Source organism: Streptomyces sp. WP-1 (assembly GCF_030450125.1).
Lineage (GTDB): Bacteria > Actinomycetota > Actinomycetes > Streptomycetales > Streptomycetaceae > Streptomyces > Streptomyces incarnatus.
In genome coordinates this window covers 5,583,786-5,601,417 of the sequence record NZ_CP123923.1, presented here as the reverse complement: position 1 = coordinate 5,601,417, position 17,632 = coordinate 5,583,786, and the positions used below count along the sequence as shown (strand labels likewise).

Annotated in this window: 13 protein-coding genes; 2 read left to right on the top strand and 11 right to left on the bottom strand. The window is 68.7% G+C overall.

All coding sequences use genetic code 11. The features are described from left to right. Positions 1-8: 8 nt before the first annotated feature. Positions 9-335: a nuclear transport factor 2 family protein gene (locus tag QHG49_RS24705; RefSeq protein WP_145485062.1), complete on the bottom strand. Its 327-nt coding sequence runs from the start codon at positions 333-335 to the stop codon at positions 9-11. A 158-nt stretch (positions 336-493) separates the two neighbouring features. Here QHG49_RS24705 and QHG49_RS24700 point away from each other — a divergent pair, with 158 nt between their 5' ends. Next, complete coding sequence (locus tag QHG49_RS24700; protein ID WP_145485063.1) at positions 494-1,051, top strand: DoxX family protein; 558 nt, start codon at positions 494-496, stop codon at positions 1,049-1,051. A 144-nt stretch (positions 1,052-1,195) separates the two neighbouring features. Then, positions 1,196-1,540: a MazG-like family protein gene (locus QHG49_RS24695; RefSeq protein ID WP_301491357.1), complete on the top strand. Its 345-nt coding sequence runs from the start codon at positions 1,196-1,198 to the stop codon at positions 1,538-1,540. A gap of 52 nt (positions 1,541-1,592) precedes the next feature. Here the strand turns inward: QHG49_RS24695 and QHG49_RS24690 are convergent, their stop codons facing one another. The 10 genes from QHG49_RS24690 to QHG49_RS24645 all read right to left on the bottom strand — a co-directional run bounded on the left by QHG49_RS24690 (position 1,593) and on the right by QHG49_RS24645 (position 17,621). Next, positions 1,593-2,630, bottom strand: a complete 1,038-nt coding sequence (locus tag QHG49_RS24690) for a Fic family protein (protein ID WP_301491355.1) — start codon at positions 2,628-2,630, stop codon at positions 1,593-1,595. Positions 2,631-2,641: 11 nt separating this feature from the next. Then, on the bottom strand, positions 2,642-3,214 hold the full coding sequence (locus QHG49_RS24685; protein WP_301491353.1) for a hypothetical protein: 573 nt from the start codon (positions 3,212-3,214) through the stop codon (positions 2,642-2,644). A 185-nt stretch (positions 3,215-3,399) separates the two neighbouring features. Beyond that, the gene (locus QHG49_RS24680) at positions 3,400-4,068 is read right to left on the bottom strand and encodes a contact-dependent growth inhibition system immunity protein (protein ID WP_301491351.1); all 669 of its coding nucleotides are present in this window, start codon (positions 4,066-4,068) and stop codon (positions 3,400-3,402) included. Between the two features lie 20 nt (positions 4,069-4,088). Further along, positions 4,089-4,388 (bottom strand): RNase A-like domain-containing protein, encoded by a 300-nt coding sequence (locus QHG49_RS24675; RefSeq protein WP_145485066.1) that lies wholly within the window; start codon positions 4,386-4,388, stop codon positions 4,089-4,091. An 8-nt stretch (positions 4,389-4,396) separates the two neighbouring features. Next, positions 4,397-4,951: a hypothetical protein gene (locus QHG49_RS24670; RefSeq protein WP_301491348.1), complete on the bottom strand. Its 555-nt coding sequence runs from the start codon at positions 4,949-4,951 to the stop codon at positions 4,397-4,399. Positions 4,952-4,968: 17 nt separating this feature from the next. Continuing rightward, positions 4,969-6,648, bottom strand: coding sequence for an RNase A-like domain-containing protein (locus QHG49_RS24665; protein ID WP_301491347.1), 1,680 nt, complete (start codon positions 6,646-6,648; stop codon positions 4,969-4,971). Next, entirely contained in the window at positions 6,648-6,959 is a 312-nt protein-coding gene (locus QHG49_RS24660) for a WXG100 family type VII secretion target (protein ID WP_301491346.1), read from the bottom strand. The genes QHG49_RS24665 and QHG49_RS24660 overlap by 1 nt, the downstream gene beginning before the upstream one ends. A 55-nt stretch (positions 6,960-7,014) precedes the next feature. Continuing rightward, a complete protein-coding gene (locus QHG49_RS24655) occupies positions 7,015-7,440 on the bottom strand; it encodes a WXG100 family type VII secretion target (protein WP_159700909.1) in 426 nt (141 codons plus the stop codon). Between the two features lie 506 nt (positions 7,441-7,946). Further along, positions 7,947-8,798: a tetratricopeptide repeat protein gene (locus QHG49_RS24650; RefSeq protein WP_301491343.1), complete on the bottom strand. Its 852-nt coding sequence runs from the start codon at positions 8,796-8,798 to the stop codon at positions 7,947-7,949. Between the two features lie 96 nt (positions 8,799-8,894). After that, complete coding sequence (locus tag QHG49_RS24645) at positions 8,895-17,621, bottom strand: ricin-type beta-trefoil lectin domain protein (RefSeq protein WP_301491342.1); 8,727 nt, start codon at positions 17,619-17,621, stop codon at positions 8,895-8,897. Positions 17,622-17,632: the final 11 nt, after the last annotated feature.

Below are 17,632 nucleotides of genomic sequence, written 5' to 3'. Positions count from 1 at the left end.
GAGCAGCTTCACGCCTGACCGGTCTCGAAACGGGAGATCCGTCCGTCCTCGTCGACGGTGAAGCTCCACCTGGTGCTCATCTCGCCCCAGGTGTCGTTGCTGTAGCGGGCGACCAGGGCACGGCCGCCGCGGGACTCGTTGTCGACGTCGATATGGCCGTGGGACGAGAAGATCTCCCGGTCGATCCAGTCGGCGAGATCGCGGTCGGAGCCGTCGTCGGACATGGTGGCGTCGGGCGTGAGCAGCGCCAGGAAGCCCTCGCGATCATGGGCGTTGACGGCGTTGACGAAGGCCCGGACGGCCGGATCGCTGAGTCTGGCTGGCTGAATCGTCATGGCGCCAGGCTCACACCGGGGCCGGGGCGCCGCCACCGGAGCGCGGGACGAAATACGTCCGATGGTGTGACCGGAGTGACGGTGGTAACACGGGAAGGACTTCGTCATACGCCTTCCCCGCCCGTCTCCGTCTCTGCCGCCTCGGCTTGGGAGTCACCATGACCTGTTACGACCGACGTGATCTGGGCCTGCTGCTGCTCCGGCTGGGGACGGGCGGGGTGCTGGTGGCGCACGGCACGCAGAAGCTGTTCGGCTGGTTCGGCGGCCACGGTCTCGAGGGCACCGGCCAGTTCATGGAGTCCGTCGGCTACGCCCCCGGCAAGGCGAGCGCCACGGCGGCGGGCCTCGCGGAGACCGGCGGCGGCACCCTGCTCGCCCTGGGCCTGGCCACCCCGGCGGCGGGCGCGGCGGCCGCGGGCGCGATGGCGGGCGCGGCAGCCGTCCACACCCCCAACGGCTTCTTCGCCCAGGCGGGCGGCTACGAGTACGCGGCCACCCTGGGCCTGGCCGCGGTGGGCCTCGCGATCTCCGGCCCCGGCCGCCTCTCCCTCGACCACGCCCTGGGCCACGTCCTCAACCGCGGCTGGATGGTCCCGGCGGCTCTCGCGGCGACGGCGGCGGGCACGGCGGTCGTGGTGGGAGCACGGACGAGGCGGGTCCGGGCAAGGGCGGAGGGGAAGCAGGAGGCGCTGTTCGAGGAGGTCGAAGAGTCCTAGGGGGACGGGGCGGAGTTCTGGGCAGGTCGGGCGTCCTGGGGAGACGGAGGGGCCCGGAGTCCTCGGGAGGCCGGGGCATCGCGGGAGGAGTGGTCTCGGTGGTCCACGACGTGCCGGGCGCCCCCGCGTGGGGGGCTGCCCCGCATGACCGACCAGGACTCGACCGCCCTCCCCCTCTGGCCCACCATCGACGAACTCTTCTCCCGCCTGGAGGCCACCCAGACGGCCCAACCCGGCCGGGAGGCCCTGCTGTTGCGCATCCTCAAGCTGTCGGAGGAGGCCGGCGAGGTCGCGGAGGCGGTGATCGGCGCGACCGGCCAGAACCCCCGCAAGGGCGTCACCCACACCTGGGACGACGTCCAGGCGGAACTGTGCGGCGTCGTCATCACCGTCCTGGTCGCCCTGCGGTCCCTGACCCCGGAGGCGGGAGATGTGTTCGAACGGCATCTGAAGGGGGCGCGGGAACGACCGCTGAAGCCGTCGGTGTAGCTCGCGAACGGTTCGGTCGTCCTCGAAGCGCTTGTCCCGCGACTCCCCGGGATCAACCTGCCGGAGTACGGGAGAACCGCCCGCGTCGCCCGGTCACCACGGCCAGGGTGTGAATGATCCGGGCCAGCGAGGCCGCGCCCACGGGGTCGTCCGCGTACCTGCGGATCTGGATGGGGCCTACCTCGTCCAGCAGGATGTCTTCCTGTGCCAGCACGAAGCCGAGTGCCAGCAGGGCGGCGCGGCCGTTGCCGTCGTGGAACGGGTGGAAGAAGCAGACGTCGAGATACAGGCGGGCGGCACGTGCGGTCAGGGGAACGCCCGGGGACGCGCTCTCTGCCGGACAGGCATCGAAGAGCGAGGGTGTCTCGGCGCTGAGGCCGTACCGTTCCCTTCCCCCCTTGGCAAAGGCGGGCAACGTGCGGAAACGGATCTCGGGCAGGCCCGGCACGAGCTTCTGCCACTCCTGGAGCAGGCGGAACCCGAGGACCTCTCCGGCCGTAGCGTCGTCGGGCGCCCGCTGCCAGGCGGCCCGCAGACCATCGTCCCTCCTGGTCTCCCCCGGCTTGTCCCACAGCGCGGCCGCGGCCAGGACTCCATCGCGACGCCCACGGATCGGACCGGACCGGCCACATCCCGGACGTCGCGCCAATCCCCAGAGCTCACCCGCGTCGGTACGCTCCACCACGCGAGCCGCCACGGGGGCCACGCCGCGCTCGCGGGAGCGTCGCCTTTCTTCCTCGCCGGCGTCGGCATGGGTTTCGGGAGCGGACTCGGCGAAAAGCGCGGCCAGTTCCTCCAGCCATGAACGCCACTCCAGCAGAATCCCTGTGTACTCCTGGACTTGGGCATCGAGGTCACCGGCGATGTCACCGAGAGGTTTCCTGATGAGGGCGCCCGAACAGGGGTCCTGATCCACATTCCTGTACCAGCCGAGAGCCCAGGATCCGTAGTGTTCGGCCAGGCCTCGGGCCACCGAATGGGACGACACCAGCCCTCGTGGTCCGCCCGTCGCCGGGTCCGGCGAGGAAACCACTTGGCGTACTACGGCGAGCGCTCGCCCGGGATCGAACGGGTGCGTGGCCGGATCCATGTCCGCCCACGTCATCGGCTCGGGGTCCAGAGCGGTGAGTGGGCTTCCTTCAGGTGATCGACGCAGTGCCGGGCGAGCAGCGGGAAGAAGCCGAGGAAGTCCTCGCTGCCCGACCCGCCGCCCATCGCCTCGCAGAAGAACGCGTCCATCTGGTCCTCGGTGTGGAAAAGGGCGAGAGCCTGGGCGCACTCGGACACGACACTCGGCAGCTGCCACGGGCACCGCGGGTGCGTCTCCTCGATGAACAGGCGGATTCCGTCCTCCACGGTGGAGCCCTGCATGTCGTCGCTGATCGCCACGCCGTCCTGACCCCAGTAGATCGGCAGGATCTGGGAGAAGCGCGGGAAGCGCAGAAGCAACTCACCCGTGCCCAGCGGAACGTCCTCGGCGGACCACCAGTTCCCGCTCTCCAGATGCCCGGCGATCTCCCGGAGAACCTGGGGTGTGCGTTCCTCGGTCTCCGCGCGAGGAATCCGGCCCAGCGCCTCATCCTCGGGACGAATCTCGAACAGCGCGGCGGCCACGCGCAGTTCGGCGGCGATCTCCCGCAGATTGCGGCCGCCGTCCTGCTCGGCGGTCCGCATGCCACGGATGAGGGGAAACAGCCGCACCCGCCAGTGAGCGGAGTCGTCGGGAATCCTTGTGTCCCACCCGTCGTACGGGGCGAGGAGTACGCGAGCCCCCTGAAGGCTCCAGTAATCCACAGATCTCGAATCCGTCATGTGCTCACCCTGGATTCAGGCCCCGCGAGGTGCAGGGGCTCCTCGGCTCAGTGCTCACCGGCCGGCACGGCGAGTTGTCCCGCGACGACCGCCAGCCAGCCGCTGGGTGAGTAGGGGGCGGGAGGGTCGACCTCCATGCCGAGTTCCGCGACGGCGAGGGCGTAGTCGGACTCGTCCAGGTCCAGCGCGAGCAGTTCCTGCAGCTCCCCGACGAGGCGGGCGACGAGCTGCCGGTCGGCGGAGTCGCGGTAGTCCTCGACGGCGGCGTGATGGTCGTCGTACTCGTCGGGCATGTCCTGGGAGAACCATCCCCCGAGGAACTGCCCCAGCTCCGGGAAGCGGGCGTGCCACTCCCAGTGGGTGGCGGGGGCCGCGGGCGGCGGCACCTCTCCCGTCTCGATGCTGTGCTTGATGTGGTCGGCGAGGCAGCGCAGCCAGGACTGGATCTCGCCCTGGGGCAGGCCGACATCGGGGATGGCGTAGAACTCGCCGAGCCGCAGCCGGAGCCGTCCCGGCGGGTTGTCGGCGTACTCCCGCAACTGCCGTTCGGCGGCCGCGAGGGCCCACGGCCGGCTGTGCCAGGTGTGCCGGAGGTAGGCGGTCAGGGCCGGGCCGGCCTGTTCCGCGGTGTCGTCCGCGGGTTGCCCGAGGTAGGCGCGCATGACCTGGTCGAGCTCGCCGTAGCGGCGGTCGTGTTCGAGGGGGCTCAGGGGCACGGTGGTCAGCCTCTATGGGTCTACAGATAGATCGGGAACGTGGACTGCACGGTGAAGCCGTGCGGGCGTGCGGGGTCCCGTCTGAGGACCACCCGGGCGGCCCGCACCTCGACGGGCTCCCGGCCGGCCAGCATCATCGCCTGCAACAACACCCGCCCGACCGGCTCCTCCCGCGCGGGCCAGGCCGCCTCGATGCTCAACCGCGCCCGCGTGGACTGCGCGAGCCAGCGGTGGATGAGCTGCTCATTGGCGGTGACGACCTGCTGGGTGGCCCATTGGGCGGTGTCGCGGTCGGGGTAGGTGGCGGATCGGGTGCGCATGATGGATTTCAGTCCTCGAAGAAGGCCCAGAAGACTCCGACCTCGGAGTCGGAAACGACGACGATGCCGCAGTCTGTGGTGAACTCGGACAGGCAGTTCCACTCGGTTTCAGGATTCATGAGGTTGACGTTCGGATCATCTCGGGCCTCTGCCGCATTCGTATAACAGCTGGCATCCCGGCCGAAGCGAGAGAGGATTTCATGGGCGCAGCCCATGAGCCGCTCTTCACGGTCTGCGAAATCCGGAATATTGGCCGACTGATAGAACTCCCCTTGCAGAGCGACCAGCAACTGTGCGGCGGATTCCCGCCCCACCGGGTACAGGAGTCTGTCGAATTCCTCGAGGCGCAGATCGGCGAACGGCTTCTCGTCGGTCATCGCGGTGGCGCTCGGCGGGGGGACGACCAGGGCACTCCAGCCACGCGGGTCCTTGGCCCTGAGCATCATGACCGCCTGCACATCGCGGCGCCAGTCGCCCTGTGTCCGCGGACCCACCGCCGCGAAGGCGAAAGCCCCCCCGAACAATTCCAGCAGGCCGGCCCGCCAGGCAGCGGAATCGAGCACCCTGTCCCCTTTCGTGGCTACGGCTGAACCGTGTCGCTGGGCATCGAGGTGAGCACGACATACGGAGGATGGCCACCCGGGCGTGGCTTCAGCGTCACATTGACCATATGCGAGTCATGGGCGGAGGAGTCACCCCGAGTCCACGTCCTGCCCACGACGTCGGGGAAGGCGAGGCCCATGGTCCGCTTGGACCGCGCCGGATCCGGATTTCCCGCCAGCCACCGGGAAATCTTCTGCTGGTTGGCCGGGTCGTCGAGAACCTCCTGCGTGTAACGCTGCGCCGAACCCAGGTCGGTGAACGTCGAGGCGGCGATCGGCGCGACCGTGCCGTCCGGGCGGACCCTCGCCTGATCGCGAAGCCGCTGCTCCAGCTGGGCGTCCGTCTTGCCCACGTGTTTGTCGATGACGTGCGAGCCCGAAATGCCTTCCTGATTCGCGAGATCGACGGGGAAACGGTGGTGGGACTCGTCGTCCCCGGGAACCGTGTAGAGCGGATCCCCCTTGAATTCCGTCAGGGCGCGCGCTCCGAATGCCTCGGCCCTCGCCGTTTCGGCATTGAAGCTCGGCGCACTGGTGTACGCCTCGTCCAGCGCCGCCATCAGGTCCTCGACGCGCCGGGCCTGGCGGTCGACCCGGTTGTCGTAGGCGGTGACGGCGTCGTTCATGGCGCCCTCGTCGATGTCCAGGACGATGCCGACCGAGAGGTCCGTCACCACGCCCTTGCCCATGTGCCACAGTCCCTTGAGCACGCTCGTGGGGTGGCTGATCTCCATCTTCTCCGGGTCGAGCTGCCGGATGCTGTCCTTCACGGCCTGGGTGTAGATCCGGTGCAGGTCGCTGCGCACGTCCTCCGCCGCCAGGGCCACGTTGTACACCGCGTCGACCATGGTGTCGCAGGTGTCGAACAGGACAGCGAAGACGGGGTGGCTGGTGCCCGTCTTGTTCGCTCCGTCGTTCGCCCAGTCGTAGCCGTCCCGCGTCTTGCCCCAGGCGGATGTGCCCCACAGCGTGCTGCAGAACGTCCGCATCGCGTCGTACCACTCCTGGTTGGACTGGTCGGTGATGCCGCTGAGGTAGCCGGTCAGCATCCCCTCCACCATGCCGAGCGTGCCCTGCGGCATGCGCCACGCCTCGGAGATCGAGTACAGGCGCTGGTGGTTGGGGAGCGGGAGGATCTCCGCCGCCTTGCCCCACCGGCACTCGTGCTCCAGCAGGGGCCGCATGACGGTGAGGACCACGCCCTCAAGACCCTCCAGGATCTCCTGCGTGAGGCTCTGGCCGGCGTCGATGTCACCCCACTTGAAATCGGTGACCGGGCCGTACTTGGGCGGTGTGTCGATCACGTGCGGGGCGGGGCGTTGCGCCGGAGGGCCACTCGGTGCGGGGTGCGTGGCGTGGTCGGCCGCCGCGTAGTTGTTGGCGGTGCTGTTGAAGCCGACCGCCGCACCGCCCACGCTCACCACGGACTTGGCCCAGACGTCGAGGAACCGGTTGGCGATCTTCACGTAGGACGTGGTGAAGCCCTTCATCGCCGTCCCCTTGCCACCACCGTCCGGATACCGCGCCAGCTCGGCGAGGAACGCCTTGACGCCCTGGTCGAGAGGGCTCTGCTGGCCCGCCACGTTGGAGGACACCTGGTGGAGGACCGAGGGCGTCACATCGATCGTGCCCTGGCCGGGTTGTGCCGGAGTGCCCATCAGGCGGCTCCCCAGCCGCGCAGCACCGCCCGGTGCGCGGCCGCGTAGTTGGCGTGCCCGGTGGTGACGTACGCGTGCAGCCACTTCTGGGCCGCCTGCAAGTCCTGTGCGGAGCGGTCCCATTCGTCCAGCTTCTCGACGAAGATCTCGCGGGCCTCGCCCTTCCAGGACAGCACGACCGGTTCGACGCGGTCGTACAGGCCGCCGAGTTCGCCATTGAGCTTCTTGAGGATGTCCTCAAGGTCCATGGCGAGATCGTGGAGCGTGGCGAACGAGACGGTGATGTGGTCGTCGTCGGCACCGGTCGACATGTTTCCCCCTTGTTTGTCGGTCACGCGGTGGTCACGCGGTGGTGGGACAGGCGTGTCAGAAGCCGTCCAGGCTGCTGTGCGGGCGCGTCGAGGCGTCGTCCGCCGCGGTGTTCGGCGTGGACAGCCTGCCGACCTCGCTGTCGATGTCCACGTGGATGCGCCGCATCTGCTCCAGCACGTGCAGATCGTCGCTGCTGAAGCCGTCACGGCTCAGCCGCACCGCCTGCTCCAGGCCCTTCATCACTTCCCGGATCCGTACGGCGTCCTCGGCCGCCGCGCGGTGGAAGTCCCGGTACGCCGTCGCCGCGGGACCCCGCCAGCCGGCCTCGACGCGGTCGACCAACTCGTCCATGCGGCGGACCTGTTGGTCGAGATGGCTCTGCATGTGGTCGAGGTCGTTCGCCAGCTTGGTGAGGTCCTCGGACGACACATGCAGGTCGGCCCCCTGCTGCCGGCCCTGCCCCGTCCCCCGTGTGCCCATGTCGTGTCTCCCCCCGGTCACCGACGGTACGAGCGGCCCGTCGACGGGGTCATTCTACGGCGGTCCCCTCGGAAGACCCCCTGTCCACCGGGGGCGCGGTCCGCCGCAGCGCGTACTCCGCCCACACCGTCCTGCCCGGCCCCTCGGCACGCGGGTGCCAGCCCCAACGGGCCGCCAGGTGTCGTAGCGTGACGAGTGGTGACGCACTGACGCCCGCCGGTTGTACGTGCGTTGTGTCCACGCGTATGAGGCGTGCGGCGTGACGACTTTCCCCTGCGGGGCGTTGGCCGAGGGGGTGGCGGTGGAAATGACAGAAAATGGGGATACGGCGCCGGAGCGGTACCGGAGGGTGCCGGGACGGGTGTCGTCGGTCAGCCGTGCGCCACCGGCCCCTCGGCCAGCTCCAGCACGGCGAACGGCCCGTCACTGAACAGCGGTAATGACGCAGGCATTGGGAGGCCAGGACTCTCAACCCGTCAGCGCCCGCCGACACCACACTTTGAACCTCAGTAACGTCGGCGCACGAGCAACTCAGCCTCGTCTGAATGCCCGGAGAGTCGCCCAGCCTCCCGGATCTGTTCGTCAGTCATAGAGCTAGCCAATTTGATCGCATCATGGATTCCGTCTCCATTTCCACGATCAAGCGGAGCCAAGAACCAGCGGACTGCTTGAACCGGATCAACGGCAGTTCCAATACCATCTCGGTAACGCTGCGCCGCCACAAACATCGCAGGTACATGTGATGACCTGGCCGCACGGACGTACCACTGCAAAGATTCTCCATCGAGACCCTTCTTTGCACATTGGTCTCCGAGTACGGCGCATGCTTCCGGAATACCCAGGTCGCCGGCCATTTGCAGCCACTTGGTGAATTCTCGGAAGCTCTTTTCAGTTCCGTGCCCACGGTAAAAATTAACAGCGAGATTGAAGGCAGCATAGCCATCCCCAGCCTCAGCCGCAGCACGGTACAGACTATTAGCTCTGACTGGATCGGGCGCCACGCCCATCCCCGCAGCCAGGACGAAACCCAATTCCCTCATACCTTCGGCAACGGCCGCCCCAGCAGCCGACTCAAGCAAAGCGGCTGCACGAGGAAGCTGCTCACCGCGCTCCAGAAGCAGACCGGCCACCAGCACCTTCGCGTCGGAATTCCCCTGCTCAGCGAGGGTCTCCAGTCGAGACTGAAGTCCCCGGGCCTTGTCCCGCCCCTCTATCGATCCCCTGCGCTTGGCATGGAAGTACCAATTTCCGGCAGAGATAAGATCTCCGGCTTCCGCGGCCTGGTCACCGTTTTTCAGTAGTTCCTGGACAGGAATTCCCTCCGGAAAGACACGCCAACTCGGCACCGCTTCACCCACGGAAATCTCCTCATGATCAGCACCTTGGTTGCCCACCGGCCGGTGGGGGTGATCCTACCGCACGGACCACCCCCACCCACCTGCGCGTAATGCTGTCTAGCCCATCCAAGACGGGTAGTCATGCACCATCCATGACCCGTCCGGCGCAAATACGTGTATAGATGTCGGATCAGACACGTAGAGATGGGCACCTAGCTGAGTTGCTCGTTCTTGGAACCAGCCGATGCAGTTGTCGCACATGTCTCGACTCACCGAAATAGAGATACCTGGGCGCAGGGTGGAAGCCTGCTTCTCGGCGTGGGAGAGGTAGTAGGCTCCATCTCCTCCAGAATTATCGAAGAAGAATGGCGTGCGATCAGTCGGCATCGCCGCATAAACCTGCTCAGGCATCGCCCGGTCGTAACCAGCGGGAATATCTGTGGCGAAACCGCTGGCCGCTTGAATATCCCCGGCCTCCGCAGCAGTCTTACTAGCCAAATCCACGGACGTGGCAAATGAGACATCAGCGGGATGAGGTGCTGCCCGAAGGGCAGCTTCCGTCGGACAACCCGTGTTATGAACAAGAACCGGAATATTGCCGGCCAGCACATAGTACGTGTGCAGTTCCCGGACCGTGAGGTTCCAGCGGTTCGCCAAACCGGGCGTGATCCGGGTCTTGACGACGAAGGCGTGGCTGCTGTCGACGGTGTTGAGGGCGTCCCCGCGGCGGAGTTCGCCGGCCGGCTTCCATCTGTGGCTGGTGGCGTCCCAGAACGGGTGGTTGGCCGTGGTGTGCAGGGTGGCCTTGTGGCCGTCCTCGTCGCGGACGGTGACGTCGAGCAGGTCCTTGTCGTGGTTGATCCAGATGTGCTGGACCGTGCGGGTGCCCTTGTGCTTGCCCGTCTTGGGGTCGGCCGATTCGACCTTGTCACCAGTCTTGATCTTGCCGATGGCCTTGGTCTTGCCACCGGCCATCAGGACGGGGGTGCTGGGCGAGAAGCTGCAGCGCGAACGCCCGCCGCCGGAGTTCTTGCCGGTGGTGCCCGAGTTGCCGGTGCTGGGCTCGTCAGGTGCGGCCGCCACCTTGCCCGAGGCCGACGCCTTCTCCTGGGCGTCGGCCTTCTTCGGTGCCGCCGCGTTGCTGCCGGCCGAGTCGGTGCTGGATTCCTTGCCCGCGCCGGAGGCGGCCGCCGCGTCGCCCGAGCCGCTGCCCGCCTCGTGCGGTGCGGCGTCGGCCGAGGCCTTCGGCGCCTCGCCGGAGCCGCCCGAACCACCCGCGGAGGATGAGGAGTCGGCATCGTCTCCGGCTATCGGGTCGCCTCCACCGCAGCCCATCGCCATGCAGTCGGCACCGCCGGCCAGGCCGCCGACCGCTCCGATCGCCTCTCCGGCGCCCATGACACATGCGGGGGCTGCGACCACCGTCTCGGTGCAGGCGGCGACCGCCACGACCACGACGACCACCACGGCGACGACCGCAACCACGGTCGCGACCTTCTCCGCGACCGGGAGCGCCTTCTTGAAGTAGTGGCCCGCGCAGCTCCAGAAGCCCGAGCAACCGCTGCTGTGCTTCTTCGTTCCGCTGGAGGAGGTGGTGGAGGCGTACGCCTTGTCGTTGGCCGCGGCGCACTTGGCGTCACAGCCACCGCCACCGCCACCGCCGTCCATCACCAGCATCAGACCGCTCGGGTCGGAGCCGCTGGCCGGGTTGTCTCCGGCGTAGGTATAGCCGCCCATCTGGTTGGGGTCGCCGGGCTCGAAGACCGGGTCGGGGCTGAGGAAGCGGCCCTGGACGGGGTCGTAGTCGCGGGCGCCGAGCAGGTCGAGGCCGGTCACGGGGTCAGCGGGCTGCCCCAGGAAGCCGTGGTTCTCGTCCGTTGCCACCCAGGAACCGGGCTTGGTGCCGCGGGGGTTGCCGAAGGGGTCGAACGAGCGGCGGGTGACGGCCAGCGTGGAAGCGTCGACGGCCGTGACGGCGGTGCCCTGGCCGTTGGCCACCTGATAGGTGACGGTGCCGGTGCTGGAGCGAGTGACGGTGGTGCCGTCGGGGCCGGTGATGTTGCGCAGGCCGGTCCAGGTCTTGGCGGAGACGTTGAGGGTGATCTGCTCCGCGCCCCCGAAGAGGTAGAGGACTCGGCTCTTGTCGACGCCGTCGACCGCGGCGGTCTGCTCGAGCAGGCCGCCCTGAGCGTCGTAGAGGTACTTGCTGGTGTTCGTGTGGGCGCCGGAGGTCGTCGCGACGGTAGCGGTGCGGCCCTCGGCGTCGTAGGTGAAGGTCTGGCTCTGACCGGCCGGAATGGCGCCCGTGGCCGCGTTGGTCCAGGTCTGGCCGCTGCCGCCGCAGGTGGCGAGGGTCAGCTGGGTGCCGGTGGTGGCGGAGGCGGCCGGATCGGTCAGGCACATCGCGGTGTTGGCGTTGCTGACCAACGTGCCGGTGGTGGTGACCTTCCACTTCTGGGTGGCGTCGGTCTTGCAGGTGTCGATGATCACGAGGGTGCCGCTGGTGGTGGCGTTGCCCGTGGTGTCCAGGCACATGCCGAGGACCTTCACGGTCCCGTCGGTGCCGATAGTCCACTTCTCGCTGGTGGCGCCGCTACAGGTGTTGATCTGCACCTTGGTACCGGCCGTGGTGGCGCCGCCCGTGTCGTCGACACATCGCTTGCCACCGCCGGAGATGGTGAAGGCACTGGTCAGCGGGCCGATGGCGGTCACCTTCCGGCTGATGGTGTCGCCTGCGTCGACGTTGCTGTAGGCGGGGTCGGTGTAGGTGGAGGCGATGGTCGCCGTACCGGAGGGGTTCGTGAGGGTCGCCGTGCCCGCCTGGTCGGGCAGGGTCGCGGGAGCCGTGCCGTTCGCGCCGGGGTAAGTGACGGCCTGCGTGGTGTCGTTGAGGGCGTTGCCGGTGGTGTCGTGGTTTACGGTGCCGGTGCGGTCGCCGAGTTGGTCATAGGTGTAGGTCTGCCAGTACGGGGCCGGACCGCCGACGGTGGTGGCCTTGACGGGGGACGTGGTGGTGGTCTGCACCCGTGCGGTGGTGCAGCCGCCGACCGCGCCGGGCGTGGCCGCGCTCGGGTCGGTGATGCCGACCGTGTCCGTCCATGCTGCGGTCAGCCGCTGGAAGGAGTCGTAGGTGAAGCACTGGGTGTCGTGAGTGGTGTTGTCCTGCAGGTCGTCGATCGCCGTGAGTTCGCCGGCCTGGTTGTAGCGCATGTTGGTGACGTCCAGGGCGGACGTGGAGGTCTGCAGCATGCTGCTGGTCTGGGTGGTGCGCCCCGTGGTGGCGTCGTACTGGGCGAAGGTCGCCAGTTCCTTGCCGGTGTGGCCGTAATCTGCCTGCACCACGCGTCCGAAGGCGTCGTGGACGGCGGTGTCGAGGTAGGCGGGAGTGTTGGCGGAGTTGATGAAGCCGCCGATGCCGTCGAGGTTGCCCTGCTGGGTGTAGCCGTAGTCGATGTCCTCGGCCGGCAGGTTGCCGTCCGCCTGGTAGTGCGTGGTGGACAGCAAGCCGACGGTGTCGGTGTAACGGTTGGTGGCCGTGTAGGTGACGGTGCCGGAGGCAGGCGCACTGGACTGCCCCGCGGCGGCGAAGCCGTCGGACGACGGGACGGTCAGCGTGGTGCCCAGCGGCTGGTACGCCGTGTTGTAGCCGGTGACGGCCTGGGTGTACGCGGCTCCCGAGGCGCCACCGACGTAGCGGGTGGAGGAGGTCGCGTAACCCTTCGCCAGCGTGTCGTACACGTGGGAGACCAGCAGCTTGGACCGGTCGGGGGTGGACGACCAGGGGGCGGCGTACTCCTCGGTGGGGCGGTTGTCCCAGTCGTAGGTGTAGGACCGGGCCTGGCCGCGGGGGTCGGTGACCTGGAGCAAGTTGCCGGCGACGTCGTACTTGTCGAACGTGGTCTTACCGGTGTTCGGGTCGGTCTGGGTCAGCTTCTGGCCGAGCAGGTTGTAGGTGTAGGACCAGGTGTTGCCCGCGTTGTCCTTGATCGTGTCGACCTGGCCGGCCGGGGTGTAGGTGTAACGGGTGGTGGCGTCCGCGGCGGGGACGGCGCCCGCGGTGCCCTGCTTCCACAGCATGGTGGTGCCGTTGGAGGCGACGACGTCGGCCGTGGAGTCGTTGCGGAGCTGGAAGGTGGCGCCGGTGGTGGCGGTCAGGCCGGTGGTCCACAGCTGGGCGACGGCCGTGCTGCAGATGACGAGGTTGCCGTCGGTGCCGAACTTGGCCCAGGCACCGGGGTGTCCGGAGGTGCCCGAGGACCAGATGGTCGCGCCGGTCGCCAGGGCGGACAGTACGAGGTTGCCGTCGGACTGCATCGTCAGGCGCACGCTGTCGGAGGTCAGCGACGTGCCTGAGGGGATCACCGAGCCGCCCGTCAGGGTGACGGTGGAGCCGGTGTTCTTCACGACCGTGCTGGTGGTCTGGCCGACGGCATTGGTGAAGGAGGCGGTGGAGCGGCCTCCGGCCGGTGCCGTGGTGTCGACCTCGTCGGCGCCCGGGTAGCTGGTGGAGGTGTGCCACTGCTCGACGGCCTGGTGCCAGAGGGTCTCCTTCAGGGGCCGGCCCTCACCGTCGTAGGTGGTGGTGGTCTCCGAGGGGATCTGGTTCTCGTTCGCCGCGTAGAGGGTGGCGGAGGGGAAGCCGTTCGGCTCGGAGTACGGCGCGTACGACGCCGCCTGCCAGCCGTGGGAGTCGTAGAAGGTGTCGGAGATGACCCGGCCCGAGTTGGAGTCGCCCATGGCGGTGGCCTGCGTCTGGCGGGGCTGGAGCATGCCGTCGTAGATCGTGACGGAGGTGGCGTAGGTGCCGTCGTCGCGCAGCGTCTTGGAGGTGACGGACGTAGGCGCGCCGGGCTGGGCGATGGTGTCGCCGGGTGCCGGGACGGCGCCGGGGTTGATGGAGTACGCGAAGATACGGTCCGCGCTCTGACCGGCGTCCTTGTCCCGGCCGGGCAGCCATACGGCCGTGCGCCGGCCGAGCGCGTCATAGGTCATGTCGGTCTTGCGGCCGTTGGCGTCGACGCTCTCCAGCGTGGCGCCGCGCAGGGCGTCGAGCGTGGAGGTGACCTTCCAGCCCTTGCTGTTGGTGGAGGTCTCCCCGACGGCGTTGGTGTTACCGCCGGCGGTACTCCATGACGGGCTGAAGTCGGTATGCGTCTTCTGTCCGGTGGCGTCGTAGGAGTCGGTGACCCGGCCGGCGCCGTCGTAGGTCATGGCCGAGGTGGTCAGCCAGTTCTCGGTGGTGCCGGTGTAGCTTGTGGCGGTCTCCGTCGCGGTGGCTTCGCCGTTGGCGGAGACCTTGCCGAAGGTGCCCAGCGTGCTGGGGGTGCCGTCGCCGAGGTAGTAGATCTTCTTGTCCGTCAGCAGGTTGCTCGCGCTCGGCGCGGTGGAGCAGTCACCGGCGACCGAGGTGACGCGGTCCGGGTAGGACAGCATCATCGTGTTCGAGGACGGCGGGTCGGCGTACGTCGTGGTGGCGCACTTCTCCTGCTCGGGGTCGGCGCCGTCGCCGTGCGCGTTGACGGTGGACAGCCGCCCTTGGCCGTCGTACGTGGTGTCGGTCTTGGTGTGCCGCCAGGTGCCGTCGGCGAGGAGCTCGTACCGCAGGGAGCTGCTGGCGTTGATGCGGTGGGCGGTGAGGTCGGGCAGGGTGGACGCGTCGGGCTTGGTCCCGCCGGGGTTGTCGTCCTGGGTCCACGCCGTCCAGGGCGTCCGGGCGGCGGAGGCCGTGGTGGTGAAGGTGAACGGGCCGTTGACGCTGACCTCGTCGGCCTTGCCGCCGGCCTGGGTGTAGCTGGTGTCCGTGAAGTCGGTGCCGGCGAGCTGGTCGGCGTCGGTGACGCTCAGGACCGTGGTGCCGCCGACCTTGGCGTCGACGGTGACGGAGCGGCGGGTGCCGTCGGCCTTGTAGTCGCCGTCCATGCCCTGCAGGTAGGTGGTGGTCTGCTGGGTGACGGGCTCCGGGGCCTGGCCGGTCTGGACGGTGACGGTGCGGAAGCCGCGGAACTGGTCCCACGTGCGGTACTGGTCGTCGGTCAGTGCGTCGTCGTCGCGGTGCCAGGCCGGGCCCGAGTAGCTGTAGCGGGAGATCTGGGCCTCGGAGCCGGCCGGGTTGTTCTGGGCGTCGGGCTTGTACTGGCCGGCGATCGTCAAGTCGGACGTGGTGACGCTGTCTACCGTGACCTTGTTGAACCAGTCCGCGATCGGCTTGGAGGCCCCGGGGACCGTCCAGTAGGCGGGGTAGCAGGATTCGGTGTTGCTGTCGGCGTGGGCGATCGACAGCGTCTTGCCCGCGCAGGGCGCGGAGTTGTACTCGACGGCGATCGACTCGCCGGTCTCCGTCTGGATGCTGGAGATGCGCGGCCGGTACAGCGGGGGCGCGGACGGGGAATCGTCGTCGACCCGGTTGTCGATCTCGGTGCCGGTGAACGACACCTGGTTCAGCGCGATGTCACTGTTGCCGTTGTCGTAGGTGCCCTTGCCGGTGTGCTTGAGGGACTGCAGCCACATCACGGCCTGCAGCATCCCGGCGTCCTTGGGGTCGACCGTGGTGCCCGTGACCGGGTCGACGGTGCCGCCCGCGTCCGAATAGACCTGGCCCAGCTTGTAGGTGTCGACCGCGGTGAGCTGGTCGGTGGCCTTCACATGGACCTTGGTGGTGATGGAGTCCAGTCGGGTCGTGGTCCAGAAGCTGGGTCCGGCGGTGACGCACACATCGGCGGGGACGGTGGTGGCGCCGTCGGGGAGCTTGGTCTTGTCGGTGGAGTCGCAGTGCAGGTCCCACGGCACGTCGGGCCAGTGGGTGGCGGTGCTGTCCTTGAGGTTGTCGGCCGAGCAGTCGGTGAACGTGCTGGTGGTCTGGCAGCGCTGGGCCAGTCCGAAGTCGACCTCGGCGGCCGGGGTGCGGCCGGCCTGCTCGTCGTCCAGGGTGTAGCCGTACGAGATCAGCGACAGCGCGCCGCCACGGGTGTACGACGTGAGGGTGCCGGTGTCATCCGGGTCGTCGGTCGCGGCCGCCTGACCGCCGCCGAGGTCGTAGTAGTTGGACTCGGCGGTGTAGTCGTAGCGCTGCACGAACCCGTCCGGCGCCACCACGAAGTCGAGGTTCCAGCGCCAGCCTTCGGGCTTGTCGCACTGCGACAGCTTGCCCTTTGCGTCGTCGTGGCAGGGGTCCGTCGAACGTGGGTGGAGGACCGGGACGCCCCACGCGGAGTGCGTGGAGGAGTCGGCGGGGTCGGACGGCATGGTCGCACCGGTGCCGGGGTTGTTCGGCGAGTGGTCGGCGCCGAAGTAGGCGGCCGTGCCGTCCGTCGTCAGCACACGGTAGTAGACGCCGTCGTGCAGGCCGTTGGCCGCACCGGACAGCTCCTGTACGACCGTGCCGTCGTCGCCCTGGATGCGCCACTGCTTGATCTCACCGGCCACGCCGGAGTCGACGCCGTCCGGCACCAGGACACCGGAGTGGGAACCGAAGGAGAGGGTGGCGTTGTCGCCGCCCCAGCACTCGTCGGCCGAGCCCTTGACGAGCTTCTTGCCGTCGGAGTCGAGCAGCGAGCTGCAGCTGCGGTAGCGCCGCTCGACGTAGCCGACCTGGTAGCTCCAGCCGTCGCCCACCCAGGACGCCTGGGAGTTGCGGGCGGTGGTCTCCCCGTCGACGGACTGGGAGTCGTACCCCAGGTTCACCGAGGGCGCGTTGCCGCCGATCGCGGCCGGCACGGAGATCGGGTAGGAGTACGTGAAGGAACCGGTGGCAGACGCTTGCCAGGTACCTGCGGCCGACAACTGCGTAGCCCCGTAGTCGCCTTGGGAGCCGGAGGCGCCGGAGGTCACGGCGAGTGCCGTGGTGCCGGTGGCAGCGACCGCGCTCAGCGGCGCGGTGCGCTCCGACATCGCCTCCGGGCCGTTCGCGCTCTCGGACGGATTGGGGGATGCGGTGCTCTGGTCGGGCTTCGGGGATTCCGTGCCGCCGTTCGGCTTCGCGGTGCCGGTGCCGGTGGTGTCCGGGGACTGTGAGGGGCTGGCGCTTGCCGTCGGCGTCGAACTGGCCGTGCTGTCGCTCGGCTTGCGGTCGGCCGTGCCGGCGTCGCCGGAGGCGGAGGCCATCGTGACGGTCGCCGTCAGTTGCTCGGCGGAGGCCCGGTTGGTGAACTTCAGCGGGGTGGCCTTCTGGCACTCCGTCTTCTGCGGGGTGGTCAACGCGCAGCCGGGCAGCTGTACCAGCCGCAGCCGGGAGCCGTAACCGCCACCATACGCGCGGGCGATCGACGAGTAGTCGATGACCACCTTGATCCTGCCATGGGCGGACGTCGTGCCGGAGGGGGTGATGCCCAGAAGCATGCCGTTGGCGCCCGTGCGCAGCGTCTGGTTGTGGGACGCGGTCTGCACCCGCACGGAGTCGACGCTGTGCCCGGTATCGGCGGGCGCCACCCAGACGGGCAGTGAACCCGCCTTCACCGGCTCGGACTTGGACGTGGACTCGGCCTGCGGGCTGAGGTCGACGACGGCAGCGCCGGCCTTGGGCCAGTGGGCTTGCTGCGCCCGGTACGCGCCCAGCGCCTTGTAGTCCTTGGGATGCTTGGCGGTCTTCGGCTGCAGGAGGTGCGCACCTACGGCCTTGGTGGCGGGCAGCTTCTTGGGACGCCACACCTTGCCATCGAACGAGAAGCCGCCGTGGTGGCCGAAGCCGTCGTCCGAGTGACCGGCGAGGAAGCCCGGCATGCTGAAGCCGCCGGCGATCGCCACCGGCAGCAACAGCGCGAACAGCGCGACCGGAATGATCCACAGCCCCAGTCCGCCGACGAATTTCCGATGCCATCTGCCCGCGAACCAGCACCGTCTGCCACTCACGCCCAAACCCC

Coding starts and splice junctions, on each gene's coding strand:
- QHG49_RS24655 (WP_159700909.1), bottom strand. CDS start 7,440: ATGGGCACACGGGGGACGGGGCAGGGCCGGCAGCAGGGGGCCGACCTG.
- QHG49_RS24705 (WP_145485062.1), bottom strand. CDS start 335: ATGACGATTCAGCCAGCCAGACTCAGCGATCCGGCCGTCCGGGCCTTC.
- QHG49_RS24685 (WP_301491353.1), bottom strand. CDS start 3,214: ATGCGGACCGCCGAGCAGGACGGCGGCCGCAATCTGCGGGAGATCGCC.
- QHG49_RS24675 (WP_145485066.1), bottom strand. CDS start 4,388: ATGCGCACCCGATCCGCCACCTACCCCGACCGCGACACCGCCCAATGG.
- QHG49_RS24700 (WP_145485063.1), top strand. CDS start 494: ATGACCTGTTACGACCGACGTGATCTGGGCCTGCTGCTGCTCCGGCTG.
- QHG49_RS24690 (WP_301491355.1), bottom strand. CDS start 2,630: ATGGATCCGGCCACGCACCCGTTCGATCCCGGGCGAGCGCTCGCCGTA.
- QHG49_RS24660 (WP_301491346.1), bottom strand. CDS start 6,959: ATGTCGACCGGTGCCGACGACGACCACATCACCGTCTCGTTCGCCACG.
- QHG49_RS24695 (WP_301491357.1), top strand. CDS start 1,196: ATGACCGACCAGGACTCGACCGCCCTCCCCCTCTGGCCCACCATCGAC.
- QHG49_RS24665 (WP_301491347.1), bottom strand. CDS start 6,648: ATGGGCACTCCGGCACAACCCGGCCAGGGCACGATCGATGTGACGCCC.